Raw genomic sequence first — 14,411 nt, 5'->3', positions numbered from 1 at the left:
TTAGGCTCTCACCGTCCCTAAGTCGCTTCGTAGGTATGACTCGATCGACGCGTCCTACTCAACGTGTTGATCATTTATCCATGTTGTTCTTCATTACGTGTGACTTCGTCGTCATTATACGCAAGTTCTGTTCTATCGTCAAGAACCGTCTGCACTGGCGGTTCCCCGACAATCGTTTCCCATTCCGTACTGTTGAGAAGTTCCATTTGCGCATCGACGAGGACGCGGAAGCGTGTCCGATACAACTCGACTTTCTTGAGCATCTGAACGACTTCCCGTTCAGCAAGTTGCTCTTTGCGTGCCGCTTCTTCTTCACGAGCGTACGCTTCACGTTCCGCTTGTTTCAAGATGAGACTCGCTTCTTTTTGAGCATTGTTCTTCACTTCTTCCGCTGCTTCTTGCGCGACGATAATCGACTTGTTCAACGTATCTTCCATCGAGGAGAAGTAGTCAATGCGGGCTTGCATATCGTTGACAAGTTCTTCATACCGTCGATTCTCACGAATCAATAGTTCAAACTCTTTAATGATTTGATCTAAAAATTCATTGACCTCATCGATGTCGTACCCACGAAAACGGGAAGAGAATTCTTTATTATGAATATCAATCGGTGTCAACGCCATTCGACTTTCCTCCTAAATTCAACGTATGGTGCCATACTGGATTTTAATTTTTTCACGTTTGGTCGATCCGAGAATCTCCATCAATTTGATACGACCATATCCACGAACGGATAAAAGATCATCCGGCTCAAGAATGAAGCTCGCGTCTTCAATGACTTTATGATTCACTTTACAGTCGCCGTGTTTGACGAGCGCCTGCGCTTTTTGCCGAGAGATGTTGAGCACCTCGCTTGCAACCGTATCAAATCGTAACGAGGACACGATGCCAAAGCCTTCTACCCACTCCGTTTTTGGAACGACGAGAATCTCTTCTTTCGCCACAGAGGAAATACGGACTTTTGCTTTTCCGACACGCTCGAGGTTCATTTCGATGAACCCGACCGCTTCTCGTGTTGTCGCAAATTGTACGATTTCCTCGTCAAGAACGACGTCACCGAACTTTTGGCGCTTCAGTCCAGCGTTCAGCAATGTCCCTGTCACTTGTCGATGCGTCAAGTCCACGAATTTTGTCGGATACTCGATTCGACGGACCTCAATCTCGAAATCATCTGGATTGAGTTCATAGTAATCCGGCGCCAAAATCAATCGACGTCGTTCCGCGCCTTCAAATCCGCCATCATCGTGAATGACAAGTTGTTTCCCGACGAGCTGTTTGACGATTTGTTGTTCACGTGGATCTAGAAAATCCGTCAATTTCAACACATAACTATTCTCCACTTGTTGTACCCAGTCGAGCACTTGTTCCACGAACGCGCGTTCACTTGGTCGATAATGGTCATAGACGCTCATACGTCACCCAAAGATCGCAGCGATTCCGGCTTGTGCCATGCGAAGCACGAACAACGCGACGATTGGGGAGATATCGAGCATGCCACCAATCGGCGGGATGATTCGGCGAAACGGTGCCAAGAACGGTTCACACAAAAACGATAAGATTTGACCAAATTTAGATTCGCGTGCGTTCGGGAACCATGATAATAAGATATAGCCGATGAGGACCCAACTATAGATGCCAAGTAGATCGCTCAACGTGTTGCCTAAGGCAGGGATTACGTTTTCCATTCAGTTACCACCCTTTACTGTGAAGTTCATCCTCCGAGATCAAGTTTGAGATTGAACCAGTCAATTCGACGTTGTTCGGAGTACACAGAATCGTGTTATGTCCAATCGAAGTCATCGATCCCTCGAGAGCGTATACGACACCTGAGAGGAAGTTGACGACTTGACGCGATTGTTCTTTTGACATGCGCTGAAGGTTGACGATGACAGCACGGTTTTCTTTCAAATGATCGCTAATGTCTTGCGCTTCAGCGAACACACGTGGCTCAGCCAATACGACTTTCGAACGGTCTTTCTTTTTCGTATTTAACGCCACGAGATTGTTCGCTGATTTTGGACGATCATCCTGTCTGACGACCGATGTTTCGGTTGTAGAAGGAGCTGCTGCATTTGCGACAGCATACTCTTCTTCCTCATATGTGCTGTTCGGATCTTCTTCGAGTCCAAAGAAATCTTTCATTTTGTTTTTGATTGACATAACGGATTCCTCCTTAAGATATATTATTGCACAAGTACGGTACCAATACGAACAAACGATGCGCCTTCTTCAATCGCGATTGGATAATCGTTTGACATCCCCATCGACAGCTCCGTGCATGGTGCGTGGTCATACGCATTTGCCTTCACTTCATCACGTAGATGACGGAGACGGCGGAACGTTTCACGAAGAACGGACTCTTCTTCAGTGAACGGTGCCATCGTCATCAGCCCGATGATTCGAATATGAGGATACTGTTTACAGTTCTCGATGAAGGGCACGACTTCCTCTATTTCGAGACCATGTTTTGAATCTTCTCCTGACGTGTTCACTTGAACGAAACAATCGATTGTCCCGTTCGCGCGCTTGTCAATCTCTGCTGCGAGAGACAACCGGTCAAGAGAGTGGATGGCCGCGACGTAATCAATGATTTGTCTCACTTTTCGCGTCTGTAACGTACCGATAAAATGAAATCTGGCATCCTTCGGCATCCCTTCAACTTTCTCGAGCAGTGCATCCGGACGGTTTTCTCCGAAATCACGAATTCCTTCTGCGTAAAGAGCGTTAGCCACATCTACGCCTACGGATTTCGTGACGGCGATGAGTGTCGGCTCAACTTCTTGAACGTGTGATGAAATGATTGATTGAACTTGTTTTACATTATCTGAAATACTCACGATTTCCGCTCCTTGACGATGACTGCCGCAAATCGACGTTTCGTCTCTCCGTCTCGATAGGAGAAAAACGGGCTGTCCGCGCCAGTCGTTAAATTCGATTGCATGACCGCAGTGTCATGTTCTTTTGCCAATACTTCATTGACGGTTTGAAGGGACAAGAGGGCGTGGTCTCCCGACTCGTTTCGCACCGCCCGTTCATAGGCAATCGGCGAAACATCCCGGACGGCCTGCAGGACACGACCATCGACCTCGTAGTCATCTCCTGAGATGGACGGACCGACGAGCATGTCCACATCGGGCGCCTCGATTCCCTTCTCAGCAAACGTCTGCATCATCGTCTTGACGATGTTTCCGACCGTCCCCTTCCACCCGGCATGAGCGATGCCGATGACCCCATGATCTTTCGCACAGAAGAAGAGAGGCACACAGTCAGCAAAGACGAGGGCTAACGGTAGCGCGTCTTCGGTTGTGAGAAGACCGTCTGTTTTCGGGATCGCCTCTTCATATCGGAACGCACCCTTACCTTTGTCCGACGAATCAACGACCTGGACCGCTGTGCCATGCACTTGATCCGCCCACACGGAGTCCTCTAACGCGAGCCCGGCTTGTTGAAAGAACTGTTGCCGATTTTCGACGACGCGGTCGATTTCATCGCCCACGTGCAGTCCGACGTTTCCCGCATTGTGTCCATCTGTTCGTGTCGTCACGTAAGCATGATAACGGGTTGTTTCGGTTTCCCAAGTATGTAGCAGTTGCATCGGTCTCTCCTTTTAGAAAAAGGGATGCCGAGTACCGGCACCCCTAGTTGTTTAGTTACGGCGTTGTCTCACAAACGCAGGGATGTTGATCGTCTCGTCTGGGACGTCTCCTCCATACACTGGGCGATGGAAGTTCCCTTCGTCTTGTTGAGCCGCTTCATTTGCTTTTGGTTGGGGTTCCTTGTTCTCAACCTCAGGCTGTTTTTTCGGCTGCTGAAGGAACGGGTTCGTCCCTTGTGCTTCTTCAGCGAATTCAGTTGCAATCACGGTGACGATGATCTCATCGTTCAAGTTTTCGTTGATGACCGAACCGAAGATCAAGTTCACTTCTTCATCGGCCGCACTTTGAACGATTTGAGCCGCCTCTGTCACTTCGAACAAGCTAAGGCTAAGTCCACCCGTGATGTTCATCAAGACACCTTTCGCACCTTCGATTGAAGATTCGAGAAGTGGTGACGAAATGGCTTTCTTCGCTGCTTCAACGGCACGGTTTTCACCTGTCGCGACACCGACACCCATGAGGGCAGACCCTTTCTCCGTCATGATCGTTTTCACATCCGCGAAGTCAAGGTTAATGAGACCCGGGATGGCAATCAAGTCCGTGATCCCCTGTACACCTTGACGGAGGACGTTATCCGCTTCACGGAACGCTTCGATCATCGGTGTGTTGCGTTCTACGATTTCAAGGAGCTTATCGTTCGGAATCACAATGAGGGTATCTACTTTTTCTTTGAACGCTTGAATGCCGTGCTGTGCGTGTTGCATACGCTTCCGTCCTTCGAACATGAACGGTTTCGTCACGACACCGACCGTGAGTGCGCCGATTTCTTTTGAAATCTCGGCGATGACTGGAGCGGCACCTGTTCCGGTTCCGCCACCCATCCCAGCCGTGACGAACACCATGTCCGCACCGTCAAGTGCTTCAATCAACTGTTCGCGGCTTTCTTCAGCCGCTTTTTTACCGATATCCGGGTTCGCACCTGCACCGAGACCACGTGTCAATTTTGCACCAAGCTGAAGCTTCACGTCGGCTTTCGACATGTTCAACGCTTGTGCATCCGTGTTGACTGCGATGAACTCGACTCCTTGTACCCCATGTTCAATCATGCGGTTAACGGCGTTTGACCCGCCGCCACCGACTCCAATTACTTTAATTTTCGCTACGGCGTCAATCGCCTCATCAAAGTACATCATTCAGGTATCCCCCTACGTATTTTCCAAGTTGTATTACATCGTCAGCTTAAACGCCAAATAATTTTTCCATCAAACGACTAAACCCTTTTTTCGACTCTTGATCGCTCTCGTATTCGTTCTCTCCTTCATGAATATCGGTCGCTTCCGGCTTCTTGTGAAGTGTTTCCTGGCGAACTTCCGGTTTTTCAAGCTGAGATTTCGAAACGTGGTGATCACTCATCAAGACATATTTCAACACGCCGACGGCTGTCGCGTATTTTGGATGTCTGACACCAATCGACGATGGTTGATACAATCTCGTCTTTTGGCCCATAATACGAGTCGCCAACTCCTGAATACCAGGTAGAGCAGCTGCCCCACCGCAAAGTAAGTATCCGCCATTCAGCATCGGAACACCTACTTTTTGAACCTTATTCAACATAAGGGTAAACATTTCCTCTATTCTCGCTTCTAAAACGTAGCTAATTTCTGACTGTGGTTCGAACGCCACTTCCCCATTGATGTTCGTGTAGGAGAAACCTTCTGTCTCATCAGCCATTTCTTCAAGAGCGAGACCATATTCTTCTTTCGCCACTTTGGCGTCTTGATATTTACAATTGAGTTTATAGACCAAGTCTCTCGTCATATGATCTCCACCGACCGGGAGGATATACGAGTAGACGAGATCTCCCCGATAAAATACGGAGACCGTCGTCTTTTCATGTCCGACATCGACAAGCCCGATTCCTAAATCGATTTCATCTACAGAAGCTGCGCTCATACCGAGGGCAAGGTTTCCTAGAATAAAACCTTCGAGTTGTAATCCCGCCCGTTCAATCGAACGACGAATACTATGTAAAATGGTCTTCGACCCGGTCACCATTTTCCCGTGCATCTCAAGTCGATAGCCTAACATGCCCCGTGGATCGACAACGCCGGTTTGCTGATCAACCGTGAATGAAGATGGGATCACATCGATGACACTCATCTCGTCCGGTAATCGCATCACTTGTGCCGAGTTGATGACTTCCATCACGTCTGCGTCGGTAATTTCTTGATCTTCCCGCTTCACGGATGCAATTCCATGACATGGGGCAATTTGGATATGTTCCCCTTCGATGGCAACGTATACAGATCGAATTTGATCTCCTAGCGATGTCTCAGCGTGCTCAACGGCCTGTTTGATCGCTTGGACTGTTTTATCGATGTCTACGACAGCGCCACGTTTTACACCCGCAGACGGTGCACACCCTTCTGCCAAAATATTAAGCGTTCCGCCGAGCAATTCACCGACGACGAGCTTAATCTCTGACGTTCCAATATCTAATGCGGCCACATAACCATTCGCTTCCAAAAGGGAAACACCTCCGCTCTATAATTTTCCTGTTCCAATTGCCTGACACATATACAGATATCCAAAAAAATTGTTGGTTTCGACAAGATATCTCACGTCTAAGTTTACAACAAATAAGATAGTGAGAAAAGGTAGAATCCTACAATTTAAGCGGTTTCGCGTTATCAATTCGTTTACAAACGACAAAAAAACAGCCCTTATCTGTCTAAGGACTGTAATATAACTGATTATTCATTCGTTTTCTTGTATGGAACAAAGTAAAATCCACCATCCATGACGACGGTCCCACGCTCACCTTTCGGGATGTTTTCATAAATTTCTCCATACTTTGATACGGTCTCGCTTAACTTCAATGTCGGTGTGAGTAACGTGTTGCCATCGTTCATAAAAATCTCGTATCGCGTCGGCTCATCTTTTCGTTTTGATAAGATCACTTCTGACATACGAGCCCGCGTCGCATCATCGACCCGCTCGAGTTCACTTGCGATCTTTTCGAGTTCTTCTTCCGTGTTGAACTCTCGTAAGAGTGGTCCGTCCTTTAGCTTTTGTGGATCGGTGATGGCTCCGGTCGGATGGAGTGAACCGTCGGCTAACACGACGACATCTCCTTTTTCCGCTTTCGCATAAGCGATCATTTTCTCTTCTGTCACGGTGATTTGAACCTTGTTATACCAAGAACGATCGATTTCTACCCGTTTGACACCAGGCAACTTTTCCATCTGTTCACTCATCTTGTTTGGGGACAGACTGACAAACTTCGTCGATGAATCGAGCTTCATGTCCTGAAACACGTACGTTTCTTCTAACCAGTAAAGACCCGATACCTTCACTTCTTTCACGTTCGACATCGAAGTCTGCATGTAGACCACGAGTAGGATGAGAATTCCAAACAGTGAGAGTACAGAGAACATCCGACGGTTCGCTTTTTTACGCCGTTGTTTTTTCATGTATGGAATACGGTCTTCGAGACTACGTACCGTTTGTTGGCTTGGTTCCATCGGGTTCTACTCCTTTATTGAATGACTTCTTCTACCAGGTCGGCCAATGCATCTGACGCGTCCGGGAAACCGAGTGCACGCGATGCGTTCGCCATCTCATCACGCTGTTCGAGTGCTTGACGAATCGCTTCTACGAGCGTAACACCCGTCAACGCCTCTTCTTTCACAAGGAGGGCCGCCCCGTTCTCGACGAGGGCCGAAGCATTTTTCGTTTGATGGTCAGCTGTCACGTACGGACTAGGTACCAAAATGCTCGGTAAACCAAGGGCGGTCAATTCTGAAATCGTCGAAGCGCCAGCTCGTGAGATGACGAGTGACGTACAGGCGAGTAAAGATGGCATATCGTACACGTATGGATGGATGTGTACATTGTCAGAAGATGGCGCCTGTTTCGACACCGCATCGAAATGCACTTTCCCCGTGACGTAAAGGACGTTGATTGGCAATTCTGAGAGCGACGGGATCGCTTCCACGACCGCTCGGTTGATGGCCTCGGCTCCGCGGCTCCCACCATACACCAAGACGATCGGACGGTCATCTAAACGATACTGTTCGCGGACGGACGCTTCATCGACTTCCGTTTGCAAGACTTCGCTACCACGCGGGTTTCCAATCAAGCGAACGTTCGCACCCGGGAAATGGACATCTGAGCCTTTGAACGAGAGGGCAACCCGATCGGCTTTCTTCGATAAGAATTTGTTAGTTAATCCTGGGATACTGTTTTGTTCATGCAGAATCGTGGGGATCCCAAGCTGTTGTGCCGTATAGACGACGGGGCCGGATACGAAACCACCCGTCCCAATCACGACGTCCGGCTTAAACGCCGCCATGTCTTTTTTCAATGCCCGAACGGCTTTCAAAAACCAGTAGGCTGTCTTCACGTTCTCGAGTGAAAGGGAACGCTTCAGACCTGCGATTTGAATCGACTTGAACGGGACACCGGCTCGCGGTACGAGATCGGCTTCTAACCCATTCTCCGTCCCGATATATTGTACCTGTAAATCCGGGTGACGTTTTTTTAGCGTTTCAATCAATGCGAGTGCTGGATAAATATGACCACCGGTACCACCACCAGAAATCATGATTTTCATCGGTTCGCCTCCTCATATGAACGGACGAGTTGAACGAACTGCTCGCCTCGTTCTTCAAACGTTTTAAATTGATCCCAGCTAGCACAAGCGGGTGAGAGTAAGATGACGTCTCCCGTCTCGGATTGCTCAAACGCGAGCGGAACGGCATCTGCCAACGTCTCGACGGTGAAAGATGGAATCTGTCGGGACTCGCCGAGCTCTTTAAAACGCTCTTTCGTCTCACCATACGCGACGACAGCTTTTACGTTTGAGAGAGCTGGGGCGAGCGAAGATAAGTCCGCACCACGCTCGAGACCACCACAGAGCCAGACGATTGGGGCGTCAAACCCACGTAACGCCGCTTCCGCTGCCACGTTGTTCGTCGCTTTCGAATCATTGTAGACGGCACGTCCGAGCACATCACCGAGACTCTCGGTCCGATGCGCGACGCCACCGAAGTTTCGTAATACACGTTCGATATGCGTACGTGGAATAGCGAATGGTTCCACTAAGAGTAGTGCAGCCAATACATTTTCCACGTTGTGCGCCCCGCCTAATGCCAACTCATTTACCGGCATGATTTTTTCACCACGAACCGTGACCCATCCATCGACGACAGAAGCGTCACCCCGGTCAAAGCTGAACGTAGTCGGTTCAATCTCTCCCGGGACACGTTTCATCACTTCCGGATCTGTCACTTTCACGACGATTTGATCTGCATTCGTCATTCGACGGAACAAGTTTCCTTTTGCATCCGCATACGCATCAAAATCCCCATGATAGTCCAAATGAGCTTCTGATAGATTGAGTAGTGCCGCCGAGCGAGGATGAAACGACTCAATCCCCATCAATTGAAAACTCGACAATTCAATCACAATCAAATCGCCCGCCTTCGCCTGAGACGCCACTTCAATCGCAGGGAATCCGATGTTTCCCGCAAGATGCACCGGACGCTCCCCACCTTTGAGCAATTCATAGACGAGTGTCGTGGTTGTCGTTTTCCCATTTGAGCCAGTGATGGCAACAAATTCCGCCTCTGTTGCTAAATAAGCAAGTTCCACTTCAGTATAGATCGGGATATGACGAGACATCGCTTCCTGAAGCAATGGAATCTGATACGGGATTCCTGGGTTTTTGACAATCACCTCTGTCTCATTCAACAGAGCGAGGGGATGCTCGTTAAACACCGATTGAATCCCGAGCGCCTGAATTTTTTCCTGTTCGTCTTCCGGAGGGATATTCCCCGTATTGATCGTCACATCTGCTCCCGCATGATGCAGATATGTCGCCGCCGCAATACCGCTCTTCGCAGCACCGAGGACAAGAACTTTTTTACCGTGCCATTGCTTTTCCATCTGTCTCACCCTTTTACATGAGTAGTAATGATAAACCTGCCGTAATTAAACTGATACCACCGAACGTGAGCACGATGCGCCACTCTGACCACCCGACCATTTCGAAATGGTGATGGATCGGACTCATCTTGAAGAGTCGTTTCCCTGTCGTTTTAAACGAGATGACTTGCAAGATGACGCTCAACGTCTCAATGACGAAGATGATGCCGACGAAGACGAGAAGCAATTCGAGCTTCAACATCAAAGCGAGTCCAGCGACGGCTCCGCCTAGTGCGAGCGAACCGGTGTCCCCCATGAAGATTTTAGCCGGATACTTATTGAAGACTAGGAACCCGATCAAGGCACCGACGACCGCAAACGCGAACCAAGCAATCCCAAGCTCATCTTGTGTAAGGGCGTAAATCCCGAAGAACGTGAACGTCGGGATGGCCGAGAACGAGACGAGTCCGTCTAATCCATCCGTCAAGTTGACAGCGTTCGAGAACCCGACGAGCCAGAAGATGACGATGGCGATATAGAACCATCCAGTATCGAACGAAATCGACGTGAACGGGATCGAGATTGATGTATCGAGGTCTCCTCCGAGTGACAAGAACCATGCAAACAATACCGATACCACGATTTGACCGATCAACTTCTGAAGGGACGTCAATCCGAGGTTTCGTTTATTGACGACTTTGATGTAGTCATCCAAGAAACCGATGACACCGAATGCCATCGTAACGAATAGAAGGGTACCGAATCCTGCGACCGCTTCGCCGAAGATGACGGATACGATGAATCCGACGAGAATGGCGAGCAGGATGACGATTCCGCCCATCGTCGGTGTGCCCGACTTCTTCTGGTGCCAACCTGGACCTTCGTCACGAATCTCTTGTCCGAACTTTAATTGACGCAATGCCGGGATGGCTCGCGGCATCACGATCAAGACACTTAATAATGAACTGATTAATACGATTAAACTAATTAACATGTTGCTACCTCACTACTCTATTTATTGAACAAGACGCTCAAGCGCCAGTCCTCGAGATGCCTTTAACAATACCACAGTATCCGGTCGTTGATAATGATGAAGGAGCGCCTTCGCTTCCTCAACCGTCGGGACCATTTTAACGTTCACTCGTGAATCTTGAATTCCATCGGCAATCCATTTTGCTTTGTCGCCGACGAGAATACAATCGGTCACGGGAGACGTCACGGCGCCACCGACTTGTTCGTGTTGCATTTGTTCGTCGGCACCTAACTCGTACATATCTCCAAGGACGAGCACACGCTTCGAGAACCCTTCAAGCGACTTGATCGTCTCAATCGCTGCAATCATCGACGTCGGACTCGCGTTGTAGGCATCGTTAATGAGGTGTGCTTCCCCGAACATCTGTTTTTCCATTCGCATCGACGTCAACTTGATTCGGTCTAAGCCACGTTGAATCATCGCATGATCGAGACCGAACGCAAGTCCACACGCAATCGCATAGGCTGCGTTTCGAATCTGATGGGCACCGAGCACCTTCAGTTCATACAAGTCACCGTTATATTTAAAGATCGATGCGTCAAACGTCGTTTCGATCACTTCAATTTTCCCATCCGCCGTCTCATCGTATCCGACGCGATAGCCTTGACCAGAAAGAAGTGGCTCATCCGCATCGACGATCAAGCGACCGTCCGCTTTGAGACCGGCCTTGATCTCAAGTTTCGCCTTGGCGATACCTGTCCGCCCGCCGACTTGTTCACCGTGAGACTCCCCGATATTCGTCACAAACGCCACATCCGGCTTAGCAAGTTTTGACAGCGTCTCGATTTGACCGAATCCGTTCATTCCCATCTCGAGGACGGCTACTTCCGTATCCCGCGGCATTCTGAGAACGGTAAGTGGTAAGCCGACGTCCGAGTTGAAATTTCCGGCTGTCTTATGCGTCTTGAACTTCTCCTCGAGCACGACAGCGACCATGTCTTTTGTCGACGTCTTCCCATTCGAGCCCGTAATGGCGACGACGAGCGGATTGATCTCTTCTAAATATCGGGCCGCTGCTGTTTGCAATGCCTCGACCGTTGATTTCACAGGGATGACAACCAGATTGTCTGGTTGAGGGCGACCCTCTTCCCAGAACGTGACAATCGCACCTTTTTCAACGGCCGCCTCGATGTAGTCATGGCCGTCGACTCGCGCCCCGACGATTGGGACGAAGAGGCCCGCCTCGTTTGCATCTCTCGAATCTGTGGCGACCCGTTCGACGAGACGCTCGTCATGTAGATCCATCCCAAACCATGATGCTAATTTTTGAACTGTCAGTTGTTCCATACAAACTTCCTCCTCTTACATAGGAAAAGAGAGCCGCAGCCCTCTTCATCTCGTGCGTTAATTCGACGGTGTCTCCAACTTCACTTTCAAGGAGGCACCTGTTTTGACCGGTTTCCCTTTGCTAATCGATTGCGATGTGACAAATCCGGTACCGTCGATTTCTAAATTTAATTGATAAAGGGTCGCTAAACGTTTGACGTCACGTAACGACCAACCTTTTAATGTAGGCATCGTAAACGACTCGCTCGTTTTTAGCAACAATCGTTCACCGACGACATACGATTGTCCTTTCACAGGACTCTGCGCGATCACTTCGTTTCCATCACCTAACACGATCGGATTGAAGGAATTCTCCGTCGATGCGTTCACTGCCTCTTCACGGTTTTGACCGATATAAGAAGACGTTGTCTTCGTCGAGGCTTCGACCGCTTTTTCTTGTTTTTCAGGCTCGACACTCCGGTAACGTAACGCGACATCCATCACGTCTTTGAAAAGTGGCGCCATGATTCGTGGACCGGTCGTAGACGAGTCACTGTTCGGTCTGTCCACTGCGATATACATGACAAGTTCCGGATCGTCTTCTGGAGCCATCCCGACGAACGAATGAATATACTGTCCGCTCAAATATTTTCCGTTCTCGGCGATTTGGGCGGTACCGGTCTTTCCGACGACGCGATAGTTGTCTAACGCATACAGTTGCCCGGTTCCCACGTCGCTATTGACGACACCGTCGAGCGCTTCACGCGTCTTTTTCGCCGTTTCCGCCGTGATCGGTTGACCGACTTCTTTCGGATTGGTCGTCCGAATCGTTTCGCCGGTCTCGCTATTGACGATTTTTTTGATGACGTGCGGTTGCTTCATCGTTCCATCTGTCGCGATGGCCGATGTCGCTTGCAAGATTTGCATCGGTGTGACCGCTGTCGATTGTCCCCATGCCGTGATCAAGACGTTCATCGGACTTTCGAAATCGAATTGACTATTGACCTCTCCAGGCAAATCGATCCCTGTCCGCTGATCAAACTTGAACGCTTTGAAGTAATCTTCATATCGACTGAGACCAAGTCGTTCGTTCGCTAAAATCGAGAATGCGACGTTCGACGAATGCCAGACGCCTTCTACCATAGGAATGGTACCCCATCCCGTAATGTTGTAATCATTGAAGACCGTCTTACCATATTTGTACGAACCGGATTCATACAACTCATTCGGGTTATACACGCCCTCGTTGATGGCTGCTGCAAGCGTAAAGATCTTCATCGTCGACCCAGGTTCAAATCGAGACGAGACAGAAAAGTTACTGTATGAAGAAATCTCGCGTGTGTTCGGGTCAAACGATGGTCGATCCGACAGTGCAATGATCTCTCCTGTTTTCGGGTCCATGATGATGGCCGTCGCATGTTTCGGCTCATACTCTTCATACAACTCATTCATCTTCGTTTCGAGCAACTGCTGGATTCGGTGGTCGATGGTCAATTGGACATCCGCCCCGTCTTCCGGTTCAATCTTCAACTGCTCGTCACTCGATACGAGTTCACGACCCGCCAAATCTTTCTCAAATCGATACAGACCGTACGATTCACTTAAAATATCGTTCAGAGACTTTTCAATCCCGAGTTCGCCGACGAGTTCGATGCGACCGTTCTGGTCAATCTTCTGCGCATACCCGATCACCGAGGATGCAAATACTTTGTTCGGATAATAGCGCTTCGGTTCCTCGACGAACGTGATGCCGTTAAGATTGAATGCTTCAATCTCTTCTTTTTGTTCTACGGTCAAATCACGCCCGGGAACACCGAACTCGATCTGCCCAAGGTCGGCATTTTGTTCAAGCCGTTTCAATAAATCAGCTTCTGTCATAGGAAGCACGGTCGACAATTGCTTCGCCGCTTCGGCGAATTCATCGGGCATGAGTGTCTTCCCATCGACCCGTTCACCGCCGAGTTTCAAGACGGCGACGAGCCGGTATGACGGAATGTTGATGGCAATCGGTTGACCGAAGCGATCATACACCTCGCCCCGTTCCGCCTCTAGCGTACTGACCGCCTTCCAGCGCTGCTCTTCCGCGAATGCGAGCATGTTTTCCCCTTTGTACGTATGGGTGACGGATAAATAAAGGAACCATCCGACAAAAAATAAAAAGAGCGGGGTGAAGCAGACAATCGCTACCCACGCCACTCTTTTTTTACTCTGTTTTAAAGAATTCATCAATCAATCACCTTGACATTCTTTTCATTGAATTTCATTCCGAGCTTCTCGGCAATCGCATAAATTCTTTCGGGCGAGCTTAATTGGGCGATTTCATACTTTAGTTCTTCGTTTTCTTTTGCGACCCCGTCGACCTGCTGATTGACGGCTGCTGTATCACGCATAATATTATACGCTTCATTGTGCTTCGACACCGTGATGCCACCGAACATGACCACTGAACCAATCATCACTGGATACAGGATCGATTCAAACAAGGTCAACGTGCGTCGTTTTGGAGCAGGTATTGGTCGTTCTTGCGGAATCGGATTTCGATTCGGTGTTACTTGAGGCTGCAACGCCTTACGGGCAGCTTCTGGCAT

15 protein-coding genes and 1 other annotated feature (1 of these 16 cut by a window edge) are annotated in these 14,411 nt (G+C 49.1%); all 15 genes read right to left on the bottom strand.

Going from position 1 to position 14,411, the window contains the following annotated elements:
* Nucleotides 1-71: a binding site (T-box leader), on the bottom strand (it extends 149 nt beyond the left edge of the window).
* A gap of 3 nt (nucleotides 72-74) precedes the next feature.
* A complete protein-coding gene (locus EAT1B_RS14530; RefSeq protein ID WP_015881319.1) occupies nucleotides 75-623 on the bottom strand; it encodes a DivIVA domain-containing protein in 549 nt (182 codons plus the stop codon).
* Between the two features lie 18 nt (nucleotides 624-641).
* Complete coding sequence (locus tag EAT1B_RS14525; protein WP_015881318.1) at nucleotides 642-1,412, bottom strand: RNA-binding protein; 771 nt, start codon at nucleotides 1,410-1,412, stop codon at nucleotides 642-644.
* Between the two features lie 3 nt (nucleotides 1,413-1,415).
* The gene (locus tag EAT1B_RS14520) at nucleotides 1,416-1,685 is read right to left on the bottom strand and encodes a YggT family protein (protein WP_015881317.1); all 270 of its coding nucleotides are present in this window, start codon (nucleotides 1,683-1,685) and stop codon (nucleotides 1,416-1,418) included.
* 4 nt (nucleotides 1,686-1,689) lie between these two features.
* Nucleotides 1,690-2,160 carry a cell division protein SepF gene (locus tag EAT1B_RS14515; protein ID WP_015881316.1) on the bottom strand — a complete coding sequence of 157 codons (471 nt, stop codon included), beginning with the start codon at nucleotides 2,158-2,160 and terminating at the stop codon, nucleotides 1,690-1,692.
* A gap of 23 nt (nucleotides 2,161-2,183) precedes the next feature.
* Nucleotides 2,184-2,837 (bottom strand): YggS family pyridoxal phosphate-dependent enzyme, encoded by a 654-nt coding sequence (locus EAT1B_RS14510; protein ID WP_015881315.1) that lies wholly within the window; start codon nucleotides 2,835-2,837, stop codon nucleotides 2,184-2,186.
* A complete protein-coding gene (gene pgeF, locus EAT1B_RS14505; protein ID WP_015881314.1) occupies nucleotides 2,834-3,595 on the bottom strand; it encodes a peptidoglycan editing factor PgeF in 762 nt (253 codons plus the stop codon). Before pgeF ends, EAT1B_RS14510 begins: the two co-directional genes overlap by 4 nt.
* Nucleotides 3,596-3,646: 51 nt before the next feature.
* Nucleotides 3,647-4,789 carry a cell division protein FtsZ gene (gene ftsZ / locus EAT1B_RS14500; protein WP_015881313.1) on the bottom strand — a complete coding sequence of 381 codons (1,143 nt, stop codon included), beginning with the start codon at nucleotides 4,787-4,789 and terminating at the stop codon, nucleotides 3,647-3,649.
* 46 nt (nucleotides 4,790-4,835) lie between these two features.
* Nucleotides 4,836-6,122 (bottom strand): cell division protein FtsA, encoded by a 1,287-nt coding sequence (gene ftsA, locus EAT1B_RS14495; protein WP_015881312.1) that lies wholly within the window; start codon nucleotides 6,120-6,122, stop codon nucleotides 4,836-4,838.
* A 227-nt stretch (nucleotides 6,123-6,349) separates the two neighbouring features.
* A complete protein-coding gene (locus tag EAT1B_RS14490; protein WP_015881311.1) occupies nucleotides 6,350-7,120 on the bottom strand; it encodes a cell division protein FtsQ/DivIB in 771 nt (256 codons plus the stop codon).
* Between the two features lie 14 nt (nucleotides 7,121-7,134).
* Nucleotides 7,135-8,211: an undecaprenyldiphospho-muramoylpentapeptide beta-N-acetylglucosaminyltransferase gene (murG, locus tag EAT1B_RS14485; RefSeq protein WP_015881310.1), complete on the bottom strand. Its 1,077-nt coding sequence runs from the start codon at nucleotides 8,209-8,211 to the stop codon at nucleotides 7,135-7,137.
* Nucleotides 8,208-9,545 (bottom strand): UDP-N-acetylmuramoyl-L-alanine--D-glutamate ligase, encoded by a 1,338-nt coding sequence (murD, locus tag EAT1B_RS14480; protein ID WP_015881309.1) that lies wholly within the window; start codon nucleotides 9,543-9,545, stop codon nucleotides 8,208-8,210. The genes murG and murD overlap by 4 nt, the downstream gene beginning before the upstream one ends.
* A gap of 13 nt (nucleotides 9,546-9,558) precedes the next feature.
* Nucleotides 9,559-10,518, bottom strand: coding sequence for a phospho-N-acetylmuramoyl-pentapeptide-transferase (mraY, locus tag EAT1B_RS14475; RefSeq protein ID WP_015881308.1), 960 nt, complete (start codon nucleotides 10,516-10,518; stop codon nucleotides 9,559-9,561).
* Between the two features lie 21 nt (nucleotides 10,519-10,539).
* The gene (murF, locus tag EAT1B_RS14470) at nucleotides 10,540-11,844 is read right to left on the bottom strand and encodes a UDP-N-acetylmuramoyl-tripeptide--D-alanyl-D-alanine ligase (RefSeq protein ID WP_015881307.1); all 1,305 of its coding nucleotides are present in this window, start codon (nucleotides 11,842-11,844) and stop codon (nucleotides 10,540-10,542) included.
* Between the two features lie 57 nt (nucleotides 11,845-11,901).
* Nucleotides 11,902-14,049, bottom strand: coding sequence for a penicillin-binding protein (locus tag EAT1B_RS14465; RefSeq protein WP_015881306.1), 2,148 nt, complete (start codon nucleotides 14,047-14,049; stop codon nucleotides 11,902-11,904).
* On the bottom strand, nucleotides 14,049-14,411 hold the full coding sequence (gene ftsL, locus EAT1B_RS14460; RefSeq protein ID WP_015881305.1) for a cell division protein FtsL: 363 nt from the start codon (nucleotides 14,409-14,411) through the stop codon (nucleotides 14,049-14,051). The genes EAT1B_RS14465 and ftsL overlap by 1 nt, the downstream gene beginning before the upstream one ends.

Source organism: Exiguobacterium sp. AT1b (assembly GCF_000023045.1).
Lineage (GTDB): Bacteria > Bacillota > Bacilli > Exiguobacteriales > Exiguobacteriaceae > Exiguobacterium.
Note: the sequence above shows the minus strand (reverse complement) of the source record. Positions and strands in the feature narration are given on the sequence as shown.